We start from the raw sequence: 18,960 nt of genomic DNA on the forward strand, positions 1-18,960 counted from the left end.
GGGTACGGCTTCGCGACCGCCCCCGGGTTTCCCCTGCCCGGCAAGCACTGCGCCGCCGGGCAGGGAAAAGGGTGGGATTACGGCGTCACCTGCTCCATCGCCTGCAGGACACGTTTGTCCGAGATGGGGTACGGGGTCCCCAGCTGCTGGGCGAAGAAGCTCACCCGCAGCTCCTCGATCATCCAGCGGATCTCCCGGACATCGTCGTCCTCACGGCGGTTCGGCGGTAGCTTATTCAGCCACTGCTGCCACGCCTGCTGCACGCTCTCAATTTTCAGCATCTGCGCGCGGTCGCGGTGCGGATCGATAGCCATCTTCTCCAGGCGCTTTTCAATCGCCTGTAGGTAGCGCAGCGTATCGCCAAGACGACGGAAGCCGTTGCCGGTGACAAAGCCGCGGTAAACCAGCCCCGCCATCTGCGCTTTGATGTCCGACAGCCCCAGCGCCATGGTCATATCCACCCGGCCTTTCAGCCGTTTGTTGATATTGAACACCGCAGTGAGGATCTGCTCGACCTGTTTGGCGATCTCCACCACCGTCTCGTTGAGCTCGGCGCGAACTTTATCGTGCAGCTGGTTGAAGCCCTCTTCCGTCCATACCGGACCGCCCGCCTCGTCGATAAGCTTATCCACGCCGCAGGAGATGCAGTCGTCAATCAGATCCAGCACTTTGCCGTACGGGTTAAAATAGAGCCCGAGCTTGGCTTTGTTCGGCAGTTTCTCGTGCAGATACTTAATCGGCGACGGAATGTTAAGCAGCAGCAGGCGACGCAGACCGCGCCACATGGCCTGCTGCTGTTCCTGTGGATTATCAAACAGCTTGATGGCCACGCTGTCGCGCTCGTCCACCAGCGCCGGCCAGGCTTTCACCTTATAGTTGCCGCGCTTCTGTTCATAGCTTTCCGCCAGGGTGCCAAAGCTCCAGATATGCAGCCCGCTCTGCTCGATGCCATCATCAGCGACCGCCGACAGCGTCTCCTGAACTTTGCCCTTCAGCGCCTCTTTCAGCGCCTGCAGCGAGCGCCCTTCCTGCAGCTTCTTGTTTTTATCATCCACCACCCGGAAAGTGATTTTCAGGTGATCGGGCACCTGATCCCACTGCCAGGCTTCGCGGTCGATGGTCACGCCGGTCATCTTACGCAGCTCGCGCTCCAGGGAATCGAGCAGCGGCAGCTCAAGCGGTGTCGCCCGGCCAAGAAACGCTTCCGCATAGTTGGGAGCCGGGACAAAATTGCGCCGCACCGGCTTCGGCAGCGATTTTATCAGCGCGATAATCAGCTCGCGACGCAGGCCGGGGATCTGCCATTCAAACCCAGCCTCCTCCACCTGGTTCAGCAGCGGCAGCGGAATATGCACCGTCACGCCGTCGGCGTCGGCGCCAGGCTCAAACTGATAGCTAAGCCGCAGCTTAAGGTTGCCCTGATGCCAGAAGTTCGGATAGTCCAGCTTGCTAACCTGCTCCGCCCCTTCCTTAATCAGCATGCTCTTCTCAAAGTTGAGCAGATCCGGCGTCTCTTTGCTGGCTTGCTTCCACCAGCTGTCGAAGTGGCGGGCGGAGATGACGTCGTGGCTGATGCGCTGGTCGTAGAATTCGAACAGGGTCTCGTCGTCCACCAGAATGTCGCGGCGGCGCGACTTATGCTCCAGCTCTTCGATTTCCGCCCGCAGCTTCAGGTTCTCCCGGAAGAAGGCGTGGCGCGTTTGCCAGTCGCCCTCCACCAGCGCGTGGCGGATAAACAGCTCGCGGCACAGCGCCGGATCGATCTGGCTGTAGTTGACCTTACGCGCGCCCACGATCGGCAGGCCGTAGACGGTGACCTTTTCCGTCGCCATCACCGCGCCCTGCGCCCGCTCCCAGTGCGGCTCGCTATATGAGCGTTTGATCAGGTGCTGCGCTACCGGCTCCACCCACTCCGGCTCAATGCGGGCGGCAATGCGGCCCCACAGCCGGCTGGTCTCCACCAGTTCCGCCACCATCGTCCACTTCGGCGGCTTTTTAAACAGACCGGACCCCGGGAAAATGGAAAAGCGGGCGTTGCGCGCCCCGGTAAACTCCTGTTTATCGGCATCCTTCATGCCGATGTGCGACAGCAGACCGGTCAGCAGCGCGGTATGGATCTCGCGATATTCCGCTGGCTCGCTGTTGATCGGCAGGCCAAGCTCCTTCACCACCTGGCGCAGCTGGGTATAGATATCCTGCCACTCGCGCACGCGCAGATAGTTCAGAAAATCGACCCGGCACTGACGGCGGAACTGATTCGACGACAGGGCTTTCTGCTGTTCGCCGAGATAGTTCCACAGGTTCACAAAGGCAAGGAAGTCAGACTCTTTATCGTGAAAGCGGCGGTGTTTTTCGTCAGAGGCCTGCTGTTTGTCCATCGGCCGCTCGCGCGGATCCTGAATCGACAGCGCGGAGGTGATGATCATCGCTTCTCGCACGCAGCCGTGCTTCTGCGCCTCCAGCACCATCCGCGCCAGACGCGGGTCTACCGGCAACTGGCTAAGCTGACGGCCCATCGGGGTCAGCTTGTAGGCGGTGGCCTGCTCATCGGTGGTGATGGCGCCCAGCTCTTCCAGCAGGCGCACGCCGTCCTGAATGTTGCGCTTATCCGGCGCTTCAACGAACGGGAAGGCGGCGATATCGCCTAAGCCCAGGGCGGTCATCTGCAGGATGACCGACGCCAGGTTGGTGCGCAGAATTTCCGGATCGGTAAATTCCGGGCGCGACAGGAAATCGTCTTCTGAATAAAGACGAATACAGATCCCTTCCGAGACGCGACCGCAGCGGCCTTTACGCTGGTTGGCGGAGGCCTGGGAAACTGGCTCGATCGGCAGGCGCTGCACCTTGGTGCGGTAGCTGTAGCGGCTGATACGGGCGGTACCGGGATCGATAACGTACTTAATGCCCGGTACGGTCAGCGAGGTTTCCGCCACGTTGGTCGCCAGCACGATGCGTCGTCCACTGTGCGGCTGGAAGACGCGGTTCTGCTCGCTGTTGGACAAGCGAGCGTACAGCGGCAGCACTTCGGTATGGCGCAGATCCAGCTTATTCAGCGCATCGGCGGTATCGCGAATCTCCCGCTCGCCGCTCATAAAGATCAGAATATCGCCGGGTCCTTCGCGCCCGAGCTCATCGACGGCATCAAAGATCGCCTGCAGCTGATCGCGCTCGGTATCGTCCGCCTCTTCCACTATCGGCCGATAGCGCACTTCCACCGGGTAAGTCCGCCCGGAGACTTCGATAATCGGCGCATTATTGAAATGCTTTGAGAAACGTTCCGGGTCGATGGTCGCCGAGGTGATGATGATTTTCAGGTCAGGACGGCGCGGCAGCAGCTCTTTCAGATAGCCGAGCAGGAAGTCAATGTTCAGGCTGCGCTCGTGCGCTTCATCGATAATGATGGTGTCGTACTGCATCAGCAGGCGATCCTGCTGGATCTCCGCCAGCAGAATACCGTCGGTCATCAGCTTGACCATGGTGTTGTCGCTGACGTGATCGCTAAAGCGGACCTTATAGCCGATACAGCCGCCCGGCTCCGTTTGCAGCTCCTCGGCGATACGGTTGGCCACGGTTCGCGCGGCCAGACGGCGCGGCTGGGTATGGCCGATTAGCCCTTTCAGCCCGCGGCCCAGCTCCATGCAGATTTTTGGCAGCTGGGTGGTTTTACCCGAACCGGTCTCCCCGGCGACAATCACCACCTGGTGATCGCGTACCGCCTCGAGAATTTCTTGTTTTTTCTGGCTAACCGGCAGATTTTCCGGATAGGTGATGGCCGGACGCGCTGCTTCGCGCAGCAGGACTTTACCGGCTGCCTGGCTTATCTCCTGCGCCATCTCCTGAAGGATGGCCTGTTGCGATTCAGGATTTTTAACCTTCTTCACGCCGTGCAGACGGCGGGCAAAGCGCGTTTTGTCGCGCAGCATCAGGCCGTCGAGCTGTTGATAAAGCTGGGGGAAGGTGATTTTTTGTTGTTCTGTCATAGCGTTATCGGGCAGAGCTCTGCCGGGAAAATCTCTTTTGAAGTATTGCCTTAGAGTACCACATCTGCGCCACTCATGCCTTGTTCAAAAAATCTGAACATAGGATTCGATATATTGCGCTATCTCTGTGGCGCGATTGTGAATACAGTGTCATCAAGCACCAGGGCACTGACCCGTCAATCACATTAAAAAAGGAAACACCCATGAGCAAAGTATTAGTTCTGAAATCCAGTATTCTGGCAGGGTACTCACAATCTGGTCAGCTTTCCGACTATTTTGTTGAACAATGGCAGGAAAAACACCCGGGCGACGAGATCACCGTGCGTGACCTGGCCGCTAATCCGATCCCGGTTCTGGATGGTGAACTGGTTGGCGCCCTGCGTCCGAGCGACGCGCCGCTGACTCCGCGTCAGCAGGAAGCGCTGGCCCTTTCCGACGAGCTGATCGCTGAACTGAAAGGCAACGATGTGATTGTTATCGCTGCGCCGATGTACAACTTCAACATCCCGACGCAGTTGAAAAACTATTTCGACCTGGTGGCTCGCGCCGGCGTGACCTTCCGCTACACCGAAAAAGGGCCGGAAGGTCTGGTGACCGGTAAACGCGCGGTCGTTGTGACCAGCCGCGGCGGTATCCATAAAGATACCCCGACCGACCTGGTCACCCCGTACCTGTCCACCTTCCTCGGCTTCATCGGCATCACCGACGTGAACTTCGTGTTCGCCGAAGGTATCGCTTACGGCCCGGAAGTCGCGGCCAAAGCGCAGTCTGACGCGAAAGCGGCCATCGACAGCGTGGTTGCAGCCTAATAGTTAACTCCTCTCGCTTCCTGCGGGAGGAGATTTTTTTTGTTTTTTCTCGTAGCGCAAATACCCCACCACGCCTCCGCCGCCATCTTTTGGATGATTCACGCCGTCGTTGACTTCCACGCAAGGAAAATCGAAAGGTGAAACGCCGTCAATGCAGGCCACATTCACCCCATACTGCTGTGGGTTTGATCGCCGTTGATGAAAGGTGTAGATCCCGCATACCGAGCAGAAAAAGTGCACGGCTTCCCCTGTATTAAAGCGATACTCTGTGAGCTTATCCCTGCCGCGTACCACATCGATTCCTGAACGCGGCGAAGAGACCGCGACCGCCCCACGCATTCGACAATATGAACAGTTACAGCGCCGAACGGTGTTGAAGCCGTCGCTGAGCTCAACGGTAAAGGCCACCGCACCGCAGTGACAGTGAGCGGATAATTTCTCTGCCATTATATTTACTCCTCAGGTGGAGGATTTTGGCCGCAGGTTTTCATCAAACTCCAGCCGCTTACGCCCGTCCTCCACTTCCCTTAATGGCTCAACCTGGTGGAGCGTCTGCTTACAGCGTTCCACCAGCACCTGGTATTCACGGGTACCGTGCTTTTTCCACGCCAGCTCCTGTTCGCTCAGGACGCGAATCGCTTTTGCCGGGCTCCCGATAATCAGATGGTTGGCGGGCATCTCGGCGTTGGCTTTGACGAAGGCCGAGGCGCCGACAATGCTGTTTTCGCCGATAGTCGCCCCGTCGATAATCACCGCGCTCATGCCCACCAGCGCGTTGCGGCCAATTACGCAGCCGTGCAGAATAGCGCCGTGGCCGATATGGCCCTCCTCTTCCACCACCGTATCCTGGCCTGGGAAGCCGTGCATCACGCAGTTGTCCTGTATATTGGCCCCGTCTTTGACCACGATGCGGCCAAAATCGCCGCGCAGGCTGGCGTTGGGCCCAACATAGACCCCTTTGCCGAGGATCACGTCGCCAATCAACACCGCGGTCGGGTGGACGTAACTCTCCTCCGGCACCACAGGGGTCAGTCCATCAATCTGATAAATCGGCATGCAACCTCCTTATGCGCCCGGCAAACCGCCAAAGCGCTGATAATAGAGCGGGCCCGGCGCGGGAAGCTCGCCGACCGAGCTTTCACCTTTCTCGCTGACGAACGCCAGCGCTCCGGGACTCACCCGTTGGTAAATATTGATACATAGCTGGCGGGCGGTTTGCCCCGCCCAGTGCGCCGGCAGCAGCTCTTCCGGCAGCAGCGGATCTTTGAGCACCACCCGGCGATAGAAATGAATCAGCAGGAGCTGGATCTGAAAGCTGCGCTCCGGCGTTAACTCCGCGGGGTCGCAGTCACGGAGCAGCGGCAGTATCGGCCGGAATAGCGAGATGAACGATTCATACATCTCGTTTTGTTCGGTGAGATGCCAGCACTCCTCTACCCGGCTGCGCAGCGCCGCCCGGGAGAGCGCCAGCGGCGAGTGGGCTTCAAAACAGATGACGTTTTCGGCGACGCCTGCTTCGTGGAGCAGCGACTGGACATCCGCCAGCTTTTGCGACGGCGAGGCTAACAGGCTCGGCGCCAGCGCGCCAAATCCCTGCCACAGCAGCTGCTTTTTGACGTCGGCCAGCACATTTTTTTCCAGGCCTTCCGAGAGCAACAGCAGCCAGGTACCATCCCATTCCGGGGCGTTCGCGCGATAAATTTTATGTTCCGCACGACGGGTCAGGCGCAGCCCTTTGTCGCTCAGACGATAGAAGCTGCGGCGGCCGATACGGACGACATCAAGCCACTCTTCTTTATTGAGGCGAAACAGCGCGGTGCGGACGAAGCGCTCGCCGAAGCCTAATCCTTCCAGCAGCGCCGCGACGCTGCCCAGCCACACTTCCCCACCGCGTTGTAATAAGGCGTCGCCATACAGCGAGGCGATCAATGACGTGCCGCTGATCGGCGTCGCCGTCACGGCTTGTTGAATAAAGGCGTCGAGTTTACTCATCTGATTCATGCTGTTGTTATATTTTTCCTTTATGAATCATAGCACAGGAATTTCCCCGGCTGAGGGCGTAAAGGCCTCAGCCGGGCTAACCGCGTAGCCCCGGTCAGCGCAGCGCCACCGGGGAGAGGTTTAACCGCTGACCACCGCTTTACGCAGATCAAATACCCGACAGGCTTTGCCTTCAGAGCGCGGAATGCTGCCGCAGTTGACGATAGTGATATCGGTGGAGATCCCGACCATCGACTTGATGCGGTGGCGCAACTGGTGACAAATCTGGCAGCGCTGCTCGTGACTCAGCGCCAGCCCGCTCTCTTTCAGCTCCACGCGCACCGCCAGCGAATCAAGATGGCCGCGGCGATTGACCTCCAGCTGGTAGTGCGGCGCCAGATGTTCAAACTTAAGGATCTCCTCTTCCAGCTGCGACGGGAAGACGTTAACCCCGCGGATGATCAGCATATCGTCGCTGCGTCCGCTGATGCGGTCCATACGGCGCATGGTGCGGGCGGTGCCCGGCAGCAGGCGCGTCAGATCGCGGGTACGATAGCGGATCACCGGCAGCGCCTCTTTGGTCAACGTGGTGAACAGCAGTTCGCCGTGTTCGCCATCGGCCAGCGGCGTGCCGTCGTCCGGGTTAACGATTTCCGGGAAGAAGTGGTCTTCCCAGATGGTCGGGCCGTCAACAGTCTCCAGACACTCCATCGCCACCCCCGGGCCCATCACCTCCGACAGACCGTATATGTCCAGGGCGGTGATCCCCAGCCGGCGCTCGATCTCCGCGCGCATCGCCAGGGTCCACGGCTCGGCGCCAAAGACGCCGACGCGTATTGAACAGCCGCGGGCATCGCCGTCCATCTGGCGCTCCAGCTCTTCAATCAGATTCAGACAGTAGGACGGCGTCACCATGATCATATCCGGCTTGAAATCACGGATCAGCTGCGCCTGTTTTTCGGTCTGTCCGCCGGACATCGGGATCACCGTCGCGCCTAAGCGTTCCGCGCCGTAGTGCGCGCCAAGGCCGCCGGTGAACAGGCCATAGCCGTAGGCGACGTGAATTTTATCTTTCGCCGTGCCGCCGGCGGCGCGCAGCGAACGGGCGACGATATTGGCCCAGTTATCAATATCGTTCTGCGTGTAGCCCACCACCGTCGGTTTGCCGGTGGTCCCGGAAGAGGCGTGAATGCGCACCACCTGCTCCATCGGCACCGCGAAGGTATCGAAGGGATAGTTGTCGCGCAGATCCTGTTTGGTGGTGCACGGGAATTTGGTCAGGTCGCTCAGTTCGCGAAAGTCGTCAGGGTGCACGCCGGCGGCGTCGAATTTGCGACGATACATCGGCACATTGTTATACGCATGATTCAGGGTCCACTTCAGTCGTTGGGTTTGCAGGGCCTGCAGCTCATCACGCGAGGCGGTTTCAATCGGATCTAATTTTGTAGTAGTTATCATTGTAGGGTACTCGCAGGTAAATTAGCTCACACTCGCTCGAGGATCATGGCGATGCCCTGACCCACGCCAATACACATCGTACACAACGCATAGCGCCCGCCGCGGCGCTGCAGCTCAAGGCTGGCGCTCAGCGCCAGACGCGCGCCGCTCATGCCCAGCGGATGGCCTAACGCGATGGCGCCGCCGTTGGGATTCACATGCGCCGCATCGTCCGGCACGCCAAGCTGTCTGAGCACGCCCAGGGCCTGGGCGGCGAAGGCCTCATTCAGCTCAATCAGATCCATATCGTGGATATTGAGTCCCGCCCGCTCCAGCACTTTACGCACCGCCGGTACCGGCCCCAGCCCCATCAGCCGCGGTTCGACCCCTGCCGTCGCCATCGCCACGATACGCGCGCGCGGCGTGAGCCCCTGGATAGCGGCCTGCTGTTCGCTGGCGACGATCAGCGCCGCGGCGCCATCGTTGACGCCGGAAGCATTGCCCGCGGTAATGACGCCGCCCTGGCGGAACGGCGCTTTCAGTTGCGCCAGCTGCTCAAGCGTGGTTTCCGGGCGCGGATGCTCGTCCTCGCGCACGTCGCTGACCGCCCCTTTCCGTCCGACAATCTGCACCGGCACGATCTCCTGCGCCAGAATGCCATCGCGCTGGGCCTGCGCCGTGCGCTGCTGGCTGCGCCAGGCGAAAGCATCCTGATCGGCGCGGCTAATATTTAACAATTCAGCTACATTCTCGGCCGTTTCCGGCATGCTGTCAGTTCCGAAGTGTTGCGCCATGAGCGGGTTCACAAAACGCCAGCCAATGGTGGTGTCAAACAGCTCCGCCTGACGCTGATACGGCGCGCTGGCCTTCCCCATCACAAACGGCGCGCGCGACATCGACTCTACGCCGCCGGCAATCAGCAGATCGGCATCGCCGGCTTTGATCGCTCTGGCGGCAAAGCCGATCGCATCCAGACCAGACCCACATAAACGGTTAATCGTGGTGCCCGGTACGGTATGCGGGAAACCTGCCAACAGCGTCGCCATATGCGCCACATTGCGGTTATCTTCGCCCGCCTGATTCGCGCAGCCGTAAATCACGTCATCGATCGCGGTCGGGTCAAGCCTGGGGTTGCGGCTCAGCAGCGCCCGCAGCGGGATCGCCGCCAGGTCGTCGGCGCGCACGCTGGCCAGCGCGCCGCCGTAGCGGCCAATCGGCGTGCGGATCCCGTCACAAATAAAGGCCTCGCGCATTAGACTTCTCCTGTGATTGTGCCGCCGATGCGGTGCGATTTGCCGCGAAACAGGGCCACAATTTTTTGCTGTTGATTAACAATTTCAATGTCGTAGACCCCGGTCAGCTTGCCCTGCTGTTTGACTCGGGCGGTGGCGACCAGCCGGTCCCCGGCAAACGCCGGGCGAAGGAAATCAATGCTGGCCGCCGAAGCCACCGCCGCCAGCCCCTGGCTGTTACAGGCGTAGGCGAAAGCGGTATCGGCAAGGGTAAATAGCTGACCGCCGTGACAGGTTTGATGGCCGTTAAGCATGTCCGGCGAGACGGCCATGGTCATCTGCGCAAAACCATCGTCCATTTCGATAAGTTCGATCCCCATCTTTCTGGCGCAGGTATCTTTTTCGTACATCGCGCGCGCGTTGCGCCACGGATCATTGCTCATGGTGCTTCTCCATTAGCGCCTTCTGGCGCAACAGGGAACCGGGGCGATAGCGCTCCTCGCCATAATGGTGATGCAGGTTCTCCAGCAGGCGCAGCACGCGGCGCCAGCCGAGGCTTTCCCCCCACGCCAGCGGGCCCTGCGGGTAGTTGACGCCAAGACGCATGGCGGTATCGATATCCTGCGCGCTGGCCACCCCTTTCTGCAGTGCGTCCAGCGCTTCGTTAACCAGCATCGCCACCGTGCGCCACACCAGCAGGCCGGGATAATCGGCGATGCGCAGCACTTTCTTGCCCTGCTGCTGGAAATAGTGCACCGCTTTGTCCGTCGCCGCCGGCGCGTTGGTCGCCGCGGCGGCCAGCACCACCGTATCGCTGGCGCACAGGTCATACACCACCACCGGACGACGATGCTTAACGCTCAGCGCCAGGGCGGTTTCGCCTTCGGTCTCCAGCAACAAAAGCTCGTCCAGCTCGGTGACACTGTCACTTACCGTCATCACGGATTGCGCGCCAGTGGCGACCGGCGTCAGCGTCACCTCCGGCTGCGTCTCCGCAGGCCAGCGATAGACGCCGTGACCGCTCTTTTTCCCCAATCGCCCGGCCAGCGCCAGCTCCTGCTGCAGGAGCGATGGCAGGTAACGCCGGTCCTGCCAGAAGGCGTTAAATACCGAGCAGGTCACGGCGAAGTTGACGTCCTGGCCAATCAGGTCCGTCAGCGCCAGGGGCCCCATCGGGAAGCCGCCGCCGTCACGCAAAGCGGCATCGATAACCTCCGGGGCGGCCACCTGCTCCTCCAGCGCCCGCCAGGCTTCAGCATAGAACGGACGCGCCACGCGGTTAACGATAAAGCCGGGCGTCGAGCGGCAGCGAACCGGCCGTTTCCCCCAGCCGCTCACGCACTGGCACAGCTGCTCCACCACTTCCGCAGACGTCGCCAGGCCGCTGACAACCTCCACCAGCTGCATCACCGGCGCCGGATTAAAAAAGTGCAGCCCGGCCACCCGCTCCGGGTTTTTGACCCCGGCGGCGATGGCGGTAATCGAAATCGACGAAGTGTTGCTGGTCAGCAATGTTGACGGCGAGCAGATCGCCGCCAGCTGCGCGAACAGCGCCGCTTTCACCTCCAGGCGTTCAGAGGCCGCTTCGATCACTAAATCTGCGTCGGCCAGCGCGGCTAAATCGTGGGCCGGATGCAGCCGCGCCAGCAGCGCGTCGGCCTGCTCTGAGGCCAGTTTGCCGCGCTCGACCCGAGAGGCAAGACGCCTCGCAATGCCATCGATCGCCCGGACGATGGCCTGATGATCGATGTCGTAAATCAGTACCGGGTGCCCGGCGGCAGCAGCCACTTCGGCAATACCAGCCCCCATGGTGCCGCTGCCGATCACCGCCACGTTGGCTAAGGATGTCGTCATCATCTATTTCCCGCTGAACTGTGGTGGCCGTTTGGCCAGAAACGCGCTGACCCCTTCGCGGTAATCATCGCTGCGCCCGGCGAGGCGCTGATAATCGCGCTCCAGATCCAGCTGCGCGTCGAGACTGTTGGTTTCCGCCGCCAGCAGCGCCTTTTTAATCAGCCCAAGACCAAACGTCGGCTGGGCCGCCAGATGGCGCGCCAGCTGCAGACTGGTATCCGCCAGTTCGGCATCGTCCACCAGTTGCCAGATAATCCCCCACTGCGCGGCCTGTTCCGCGCTGAGGCTGTCGCCCAGCAGCGCCAGCCCCATCGCGCGCGCGCGGCCGGCCACCCGCGGCAGGAACCAGCTGCCGCCGCAGTCCGGTACCAGCCCGAGCTTGCTGAACGCCATCACAAACTTGGCCGAACGCGCGGCCAGCACGATATCGCAGCCCAGCGCCAGGGTGGCGCCTGCGCCAGCGGCTACGCCGTTGACCGCGCAAATCACCGGTTTCGGCAGCGCCGCCAGACGGCGCACTAACGGGTTGTAAAAGCCTTCCACCGACAGGCCAAGATCCGGCGGCGGCCCACTGGGGTCGACGTTGCGGTCATTCAGATCCTGGCCGGCGCAAAAGCCGCGGCCGGCGCCGGTGATCAGCAGGCAACGCACGCCGTCGTCGCGCTCGGCCTGCTTCAGACATTCCGCCAGCTGCTGATGCATCCGATCGTTAAAACTGTTGAGGCGGTCCGGGCGATTGAGAGTGATGGTCATGACGCCCTGTTCCACTGCGCTGAGAATGAAAGCTTCCACGATTAGCGTCCTTTAAAGTCCGGGTTACGTTTTTGTAAGAAGGCGTCGATGCCTTCGCGGCGGTCTTCGGTGGCGCTCAGCAGGCTAAACAGCTGGCGCTCCTGCTGGAGACCGGCCTGCAGGCTCACTTCCTGCGACAGGCGCAGCGACTGTTTCGCCGCCCGCAGCGCCAGCGGCGCATGGCGGGCGATGGTGGTCGCCAGTTGCAGGGCATATTCATCGGTTAACGCCGCCGGATGGACATCGCTCACCAGCCCGGCCTGCTGCGCCTGACGGGCGTCAATACTCTCGCCGCTCAGCACCATCCGGCTGGCCAGCGCCTTGCCAACGCTGCGGATCAGCCGCTGGGTGCCGCCAGCGCCCGGCATTATGCCGAGGGTAATTTCCGGCAGGCCAAAGCGGGCGTTGTCCCCGGCGACAATCAGATCGCATAGCAGGGCCAGCTCGCAGCCGGCGCCGAGAGCGTAGCCGTTGACCGAGGCGATCAGCGGTTTGGGGAAGGCATCGATACGCGCCCACAGCCGCGGGCGGATATCGTCCAGGGTCGCCGGGAGATCTTTCTCCGCCATCTCATTCAGGTCGGCCCCGGCGGCAAAGAAGCGCGGGTTACCGCTGATGACGCAGGTGCTGACGCGGTTATCAGCGGCCGCGGCCTCCAGCGCCTCGGCAATCTGGGTTAATAAGGCATTGTTCAGTGCATTGCGGGCCTGCGGACGGTTGAGCGTCAGCTGCAGCACCCGGCCATGGCGGTGGATCAGCAGCTCGCTCATGCCATCCCCCGCGCGTCAAAGTCGACAACTACGTCGCCGCTGGTAGGCAGCGCCTGGCAGCTCAGTACATAACCCGCCGCCAGCTCATCCGCTTCGAGGCTATAGTTGGCGGCCATCGCCACTTCGCCGCGCAGCACTTTGCATTTACAGGTGGCGCACACCCCGCCCTTGCAGGCAAACGGCAGGTCTGCCCCCTGACGCAATGCGGCATCCAGGATGCTGTCGTCTTCGGCGCTGAGGGCGATCAGCCGATCGCGCCCGTCCTGGCGGATGGTGACCGTGCGTCCCTCCGCCTGCACCCCGGCGGCGCGCTTAACGCTGCCGCCCGGCGTATTGAAGCGTTCGAGATGAATCGATTTCTCCGCTACGCCAAGTTCACGTAACGTTGCTTCCGCCTCGTCCATCATCGTCGCCGGACCGCAGATAAAGGCCTCGTCGAAACGGCTGAAATCCAGCAGATGGTCAGCGAGCTGGCGCAGCTTGTCGCCGTCGATGCGCCCCTGCAGCAGATCGCTGTCCATCGACTCCTGGCTGAACAGATGTATCACCTGCAGGCGCTGCGGATAGCGGTCTTTTAAATCGGCTAGCGCCTGGCGGAACATCATGCTGTGGCTGTTGCGGTTACCGTAGATCAGCGTGAAGCGACTGTACGGCTCGGTGGCCAGGGTGGCGCTAACGATCGCCATCATCGGCGTGATCCCGGAGCCGGCGGCAATCGCCAGATAGTCGCCCTGCCGTTCGGCCTGCGGCTGATAGCCGAAATGCCCCTGCGGCACCATCACCTCCAGCTCCATCCCCTGCTGGATATCGTGCTGGGCGTAGCGCGAGAAGCGTCCGCCGTCGATGGCTTTGATCGCGACGCTGATCTCTCCCGGCGTGCGGCTGCGGCAGATGGAGTAACAGCGGCGCAGCTCTTCACCGCCCAGACGGGCTTTTAGCGTCAGATGCTGGCCCGGGCGAAAACAGTATTCCGCCTGCAGGGCTTGCGGGATCGCAAAAGTGATGGTCACCGCATCGCGGGTTTCCGGCTCGACTCTCGCCACCTTAAGCGAATGGAACGTCGTCATGGCAACCTCAAATACATTTAAAGTAATCAAAAGGTTCCCGGCAGCTGTCGCAGCGATAGAGCGCTTTGCAGGCCGTGGAACCGAATTCGCTAAGCAGCGAGGTATGGGTGCTGCCGCAGCGCGGACAGCTCACCTCAGCGGGCATATCCGCATGGCAGGCGTGCCCCTGGGGCGGGCTGATGCCGTACTGGCGCAGGCGCTCGCGGGCATCCTGACTCATCCAGTCGGTGGTCCACGGCGGGTCCAGCTGCAGGACGATATGTACCGGCAGATAACCATGCTCGCTCATCACTGCGCGGATCTCCCCCAGCAGATGCTCCGTCGCCGGACAGCCCGAATAAGTCGGGGTAAAGCCAATCACCCAGCCGTCGCCGTGGCGCGCGACGCTGCGCACCATGCCGAGATCGGTGATGGTCAGCACCGGTACTTCCGGGTCCGGGATCGCGCTTAACAATCCCCAGATAGCACGCACCTCGGCGGGAGCGATGTCATCTAAACGTTGCATCTTCTCCTCCCTTACCACTGCAGGCCGGGATGCGAACGCTGCAGATATTGCATCTCCGCCAGTAGCGGGCCGAGATGTTCACTGTGCAGCCCCTGTTTGCCGCCGCTGCGGAAGGCCGCTTCCTGCGGGATCGATAAGCCTGAGTCAAGCAGCGCGGTATGCACGGTGCTTTGCCATTCGGCCTGAAGCTCGCGCGGATCAACCGCAATGCCCTGCCCGACCAGGCTGAGCTCCAGGTCATCGGCAAGGAACAGTTCGCCGGTGAAGCGCCACAGATTGTCGACCGCCTGCTGCATTTTGCGCTGGGATACCTCGGTACCGTTGCCAAGACGCTCCAGCCAGCCACGGCTGAAGCGCTGGTGGTAGCGCACCTCTTTCAGTCCTTTAGCGGCAATGGCCGCCAGCTGCGCATCGCGGCTGTTCACCAGCCGGCTGTACAGGGCGACGTGCCAGACGTCGATAAAGAACTGGCGGGCGATGGTGTCAGCAAAATTGCCGTTGGGCTGCTCCACCAGCAGCAGGTTGCTGAACTGGCGCTCATCGCGGCCGAAGGCCAGGGTATCTTCGTCGCCGCAGCCGTTAAGCTCGGCGGCATAGCTTAAAAAGTTGCGCGCCTGGCCAAGCAGGTCGAGGCCGATGTTGGCCAATGCCAGATCGATCTCCAGCTCCGGGGCATGGCCGCACCAGGCGCCTAAACGCTGGGCCAGCACCAGGCCGTTGTCGCCAAGACGCAGGGCGTAGGTGGCGACGGGATTCGGGTTATTCATCGCCGCCTCACATATGTTCCATGCCGTCCGGCACGGTATAGAAAGTCGGATGGCGGTAGACTTTGCTTTCCGCCGGGTCGAAGAATTCGCCGCGATCTTCCGGCTGCGAAGCAACGATTTCGCTGGCCTTCACCACCCAAATTGAACAACCTTCGCTGCGGCGGGTGTAGGCGTCGCGGGCGTTTTCCAGCGCCATTTGATCGTCGGCGGCATGCAGGCTGCCGACGTGACGATGGGAAAGCCCCTGTTTGCTGCGAACGAACACTTCATATAACGGCCAGTAAACTTTGCTCATGTTGTCTCTCCTTATGCCGCGCTGCGGGCCTGCTGTTTTTGCGCATGGGCCAGCGCGGCTTCGCGCACCCATTCGCCCTCTTCCCAGGCCTTACGCTTGGCGGCCAGGCGTTCGTGATTGCAAATGCCACGGCCGCTAATCACCTCGTTAAATTCCTGCCAGTCGATTTCGCCGAAGCGGTAGTGGCCGCTGGCTTCATCAAACTGCAAATCCGGGTCCGGGACGGTCATGCCGAGGATCTCCACCTGCGGCACGGTGTTGTCGACGAAGCGTTGACGCAGCTCGTCGTTGGAGTGCAGTTTGATTTTCCACGCCATGCTGCGGGCGCTGTTTGGCGAGTTGTCGTCGTTGGGGCCAAACATCATCAGCGCTGGCCACCAGAAACGATTGATGGCGTCCTGCAGCATTTGCCGCTGCGCGTCATTGCCCTGCGCCAGCGCCATGCAGGCTTCGAATCCCTGGCGCTGGTGAAAGCTTTCTTCTTTGCAGATTTTGACCATCGCCCGGGCATAGGGCCCGTAGGAGGTCCGGCACAGCGCCACCTGGTTGACGATAGCCGCACCATCGACCAGCCAGCCGATCACGCCGATATCCGCCCAGCTCAGCGTCGGGTAGTTAAAAATGGAGGAGTATTTCATCTGCCCGTCGAGCATCTTCTGATACAGGTCTTCCCGGGCGCAGCCAAGGGTTTCCGCGGCGCTATAGAGATAGAGCCCGTGTCCAGCCTCATCCTGTACCTTAGCCAACAGGATCGCTTTGCGGCGCAGCGTCGGCGCGCGGGTGATCCAGTTGCCTTCCGGCAGCATGCCGACGATCTCCGAGTGCGCGTGCTGGCCTATCTGCCGAATCAAGGTCTTACGGTAGGCATCCGGCATCCAGTCCTGCGGTTCGATGGCCGTTTCCTGCGCGATGCGCTGGTCAAAGCGTTGTTCTTCTGTCACGTCATCACCTTTATGATTCCGATATTCACAACAAAAACATTAATGTGAATCACTTTGTTTATTGAAGGTTACATATTGGTTAAATAAAACCACAAATTTTGTTTGCTCTTTTTGTGATAATCTCCGCAAAACCTTTTGTAAACCACAATAAATACAGTAAGTTAAGCATAAGGTGTAACGCAATCGCGATCACAATGTTAATAATTTATTAAATGCGGGCTTGCATTTTATGATTCATAAAAGAACTATTTATAGATATCACACGTAACACATTTGGAGATTTGCGATGCAGCAGTTAGCCAGCTACTTATCCGGCGCCTGGCAGACCGGCCGGGGCCGCGCCCGTACTATTCATCACGCCATCACCGGCACGGCGCTGTGGGAGGTGACCAGTGAAGGTCTGGATATGGCGCAGGCGCGCCGCTTCGCGATTGAGCGCGGCGGTAAGGCGCTGCAAGCCATGACCTTTATTGAACGCAGCGCGATGTTAAAAGCGGTGGCGAAACACTTGCTGGAGCAGAAAGACCAGTTCTACGCCATCTCGGCGCAAACCGGCGCCACCCGCGCCGACAGCTGGGTGGATATCGAAGGCGGCATCGGCACCCTTTTCACCTATGCCGGGCTCGGTAGTCGAGAATTACCGGACGATATCCTGTGGCCGGAAGACGAGCTGATCCCGCTCTCAAAACAGGGCGGTTTTGCCGCCCGTCACGTGCTGACCTCGAAGTCGGGCGTCGCCGTACATATCAACGCCTTCAACTTCCCCTGCTGGGGAATGCTGGAAAAACTGGCCCCCACGTGGCTGGCCGGCATGCCGGCGATCGTTAAACCGGCCACCGCTACCGCCCAGCTCACCCAGGCAATGGTGAAAGCGATTGTCGACAGCGGCCTGGTGCCGGAGGGCGCCATCAGCCTGATTTGCGGCGGCGCGGGCGATCTGCTCGACCACCTCGATAGCCAGGACGTGGTGACCTTTACCGGCTCTGCCGCCACCGGCCAGCGGCTGAGGTCGCACCCCAACCTGGTGGCCAAATCGATTCCCTTTACCATGGAAGCGGATTCGCTCAACTGCTGTGTGTTAGGCGAAGACGTCACGCCGGAGCAACCGGAGTTCGCGCTGTTTATCCGGGAAGTGGTCCGCGAGATGACGGCGAAAGCCGGACAAAAATGTACCGCTATCCGCCGCATCATCGTCCCGCTGGCGCAGATCAATGCGGTTAGCGATGCGCTGATCGCCCGCCTGCATAAAGTGACCGTCGGCGACCCGGCGCAGGAAGGGATTAAGATGGGGGCGCTGGTTAATCACGAGCAGCGTCGGGACGTACAGGAGAGCGTCAATAAACTGATTGCCGCCGGCTGCGATGCGCTGCTTGGCGGACAGGCGGACCTCAGCGCGGCCGGAGCCTTTTTCCCGCCGACGCTGCTCTACTGCGCGCAGCCGGATGAAACCCCGGCGGTTCACGCCATTGAAGCCTTTGGCCCGGTGGCGACCCTGATGCCCTACCAGGACCGCCAGCATGCGCTCACGCTGGCACGCGCCGGCGGCGGCAGCCTGGCGGGGACGCTGGTTACCGCCAGCGGCGAACTGGCGCGCGAGTTTATCCTCGGCGCCGCCCGCGCGCATGGTCGTATTCAGATACTGAACGAGGCGTCCTCGGTCGAGTCAACCGGCCACGGTTCGCCGCTGCCGCAGCTGGTGCACGGCGGCCCCGGCCGCGCCGGCGGCGGAGAGGAGCTCGGCGGACTGCGTTCGGTGAAACACTATATGCAGCGCACCGCCGTCCAGGGCAGCCCAACGATGCTGGCGACCATCGGCCAGCAGTGGGTACGCGGCGCCCAGGTGAGCGAAGATCGCATTCACCCGTTTCGCAAATATTTCGAAGAGATCCAGCCCGGCGACAGCTTATTAACCCCTCGCCGGACCCTGACCGAAGCGGATATCGTTAACTTCGCCTGTCTGAGCGGCGACCATTTCTACGCCCACATGGACAAAATCGCCGCCGCCGAGTCGATTTTCGGCGAGCGGGTGGTCCACGGCTATTTCCTGATCTCCGCGGCGGCCGGTCTGTTCGTCGATGCCGGCGTCGGGCCAGTTATCGCCAACTACGGGATGGAAAACCTGCGCTTTATTGAACCGGTCAAGCCGGGAGACACCATCCAGGTGCGTCTGACCTGTAAGCGGAAAACGGTCAAGCGGCAGCGCAGCGCTGAGGAGAAAGCCACCGGCGTGGTGGAATGGGCGGTGGAGATTTTCAACCAGCACCAGCAGGCGGTGGCGCTGTATTCCATTCTCACCCTGGTGGCGCGCCAGCAGGGGGATTTCCCGGCGTAATGGCGGAAAATAGACCGCTGGCGCGCTGTTGGCCGATCCTTTAGCTATTGCTTGCAACGGTTTCGCCCCGGGAAGTCCTTTATGTTATCTGTGGCTTCAGCGTACATTGCGCTCCCGGTTAATTTTTCTTCATTCTGTTTTCCGTGGCGCAGGGAGCGCACAGGGGGCGGCCAGTCGCCGCCGCCCCCTGTACCCCCGG

Annotated in this window: 17 protein-coding genes; 2 read left to right on the forward strand and 15 right to left on the reverse strand. The window is 61.0% G+C overall.

Annotated features, from left to right (window positions below; translation table 11 throughout):
• Window positions 1-77: 77 nt before the first annotated feature.
• Entirely contained in the window at window positions 78-3,980 is a 3,903-nt protein-coding gene (gene hrpA / locus ABLV64_RS04105; RefSeq protein WP_017898727.1) for an ATP-dependent RNA helicase HrpA, read from the reverse strand.
• A 203-nt stretch (window positions 3,981-4,183) separates the two neighbouring features.
• On the opposite strand from hrpA, the gene azoR reads away from it, so the two are divergent.
• A complete protein-coding gene (gene azoR / locus ABLV64_RS04110) occupies window positions 4,184-4,789 on the forward strand; it encodes an FMN-dependent NADH-azoreductase (RefSeq protein ID WP_002902889.1) in 606 nt (201 codons plus the stop codon).
• Between the two features lie 3 nt (window positions 4,790-4,792).
• Here azoR and ABLV64_RS04115 read toward each other — a convergent pair whose 3' ends face one another.
• The 14 genes from ABLV64_RS04115 to paaA form a co-directional block, all read right to left on the reverse strand.
• Entirely contained in the window at window positions 4,793-5,239 is a 447-nt protein-coding gene (locus ABLV64_RS04115) for a GFA family protein (RefSeq protein ID WP_086424422.1), read from the reverse strand.
• A 9-nt stretch (window positions 5,240-5,248) separates the two neighbouring features.
• Window positions 5,249-5,845, reverse strand: a complete 597-nt coding sequence (gene paaY / locus ABLV64_RS04120) for a phenylacetic acid degradation protein PaaY (protein WP_004204049.1) — start codon at window positions 5,843-5,845, stop codon at window positions 5,249-5,251.
• 9 nt (window positions 5,846-5,854) lie between these two features.
• Window positions 5,855-6,781, reverse strand: a complete 927-nt coding sequence (gene paaX, locus ABLV64_RS04125; RefSeq protein WP_025999095.1) for a phenylacetic acid degradation operon negative regulatory protein PaaX — start codon at window positions 6,779-6,781, stop codon at window positions 5,855-5,857.
• Window positions 6,782-6,910: 129 nt separating this feature from the next.
• Window positions 6,911-8,227, reverse strand: coding sequence for a phenylacetate--CoA ligase PaaK (gene paaK / locus ABLV64_RS04130; protein ID WP_348842969.1), 1,317 nt, complete (start codon window positions 8,225-8,227; stop codon window positions 6,911-6,913).
• Window positions 8,228-8,253: 26 nt separating this feature from the next.
• On the reverse strand, window positions 8,254-9,459 hold the full coding sequence (pcaF, locus tag ABLV64_RS04135) for a 3-oxoadipyl-CoA thiolase (protein ID WP_017898728.1): 1,206 nt from the start codon (window positions 9,457-9,459) through the stop codon (window positions 8,254-8,256).
• Entirely contained in the window at window positions 9,459-9,881 is a 423-nt protein-coding gene (paaI, locus tag ABLV64_RS04140; RefSeq protein WP_117246976.1) for a hydroxyphenylacetyl-CoA thioesterase PaaI, read from the reverse strand. The genes pcaF and paaI overlap by 1 nt, the downstream gene beginning before the upstream one ends.
• The gene (gene paaH / locus ABLV64_RS04145; protein WP_181961077.1) at window positions 9,871-11,295 is read right to left on the reverse strand and encodes a 3-hydroxyacyl-CoA dehydrogenase PaaH; all 1,425 of its coding nucleotides are present in this window, start codon (window positions 11,293-11,295) and stop codon (window positions 9,871-9,873) included. Before paaH ends, paaI begins: the two co-directional genes overlap by 11 nt.
• A complete protein-coding gene (gene paaG, locus ABLV64_RS04150; protein ID WP_053810454.1) occupies window positions 11,296-12,084 on the reverse strand; it encodes a 2-(1,2-epoxy-1,2-dihydrophenyl)acetyl-CoA isomerase PaaG in 789 nt (262 codons plus the stop codon).
• 2 nt (window positions 12,085-12,086) lie between these two features.
• The gene (paaF, locus tag ABLV64_RS04155) at window positions 12,087-12,854 is read right to left on the reverse strand and encodes a 2,3-dehydroadipyl-CoA hydratase PaaF (protein WP_004204039.1); all 768 of its coding nucleotides are present in this window, start codon (window positions 12,852-12,854) and stop codon (window positions 12,087-12,089) included.
• Complete coding sequence (gene paaE / locus ABLV64_RS04160) at window positions 12,851-13,921, reverse strand: 1,2-phenylacetyl-CoA epoxidase subunit PaaE (RefSeq protein ID WP_004204038.1); 1,071 nt, start codon at window positions 13,919-13,921, stop codon at window positions 12,851-12,853. Before paaE ends, paaF begins: the two co-directional genes overlap by 4 nt.
• A gap of 7 nt (window positions 13,922-13,928) precedes the next feature.
• Window positions 13,929-14,426, reverse strand: a complete 498-nt coding sequence (gene paaD / locus ABLV64_RS04165; RefSeq protein WP_004204037.1) for a 1,2-phenylacetyl-CoA epoxidase subunit PaaD — start codon at window positions 14,424-14,426, stop codon at window positions 13,929-13,931.
• Between the two features lie 11 nt (window positions 14,427-14,437).
• Window positions 14,438-15,193: a 1,2-phenylacetyl-CoA epoxidase subunit PaaC gene (paaC, locus tag ABLV64_RS04170; protein ID WP_004204036.1), complete on the reverse strand. Its 756-nt coding sequence runs from the start codon at window positions 15,191-15,193 to the stop codon at window positions 14,438-14,440.
• A gap of 7 nt (window positions 15,194-15,200) precedes the next feature.
• Window positions 15,201-15,488 carry a 1,2-phenylacetyl-CoA epoxidase subunit PaaB gene (gene paaB / locus ABLV64_RS04175; protein WP_002902768.1) on the reverse strand — a complete coding sequence of 96 codons (288 nt, stop codon included), beginning with the start codon at window positions 15,486-15,488 and terminating at the stop codon, window positions 15,201-15,203.
• A gap of 11 nt (window positions 15,489-15,499) precedes the next feature.
• A complete protein-coding gene (gene paaA, locus ABLV64_RS04180; protein WP_004176377.1) occupies window positions 15,500-16,429 on the reverse strand; it encodes a 1,2-phenylacetyl-CoA epoxidase subunit PaaA in 930 nt (309 codons plus the stop codon).
• 286 nt (window positions 16,430-16,715) lie between these two features.
• Between paaA and paaZ the strand changes: the two genes are divergently transcribed.
• Entirely contained in the window at window positions 16,716-18,761 is a 2,046-nt protein-coding gene (paaZ, locus tag ABLV64_RS04185; RefSeq protein WP_276418659.1) for a phenylacetic acid degradation bifunctional protein PaaZ, read from the forward strand.
• The last annotated feature ends 199 nt before the right edge of the window (window positions 18,762-18,960 follow it).

Origin of the sequence: Klebsiella sp. JB_Kp031, from assembly GCF_040064295.1 — a bacterium.
Taxonomy (GTDB): Bacteria; Pseudomonadota; Gammaproteobacteria; order Enterobacterales; family Enterobacteriaceae; genus Klebsiella; species Klebsiella quasipneumoniae.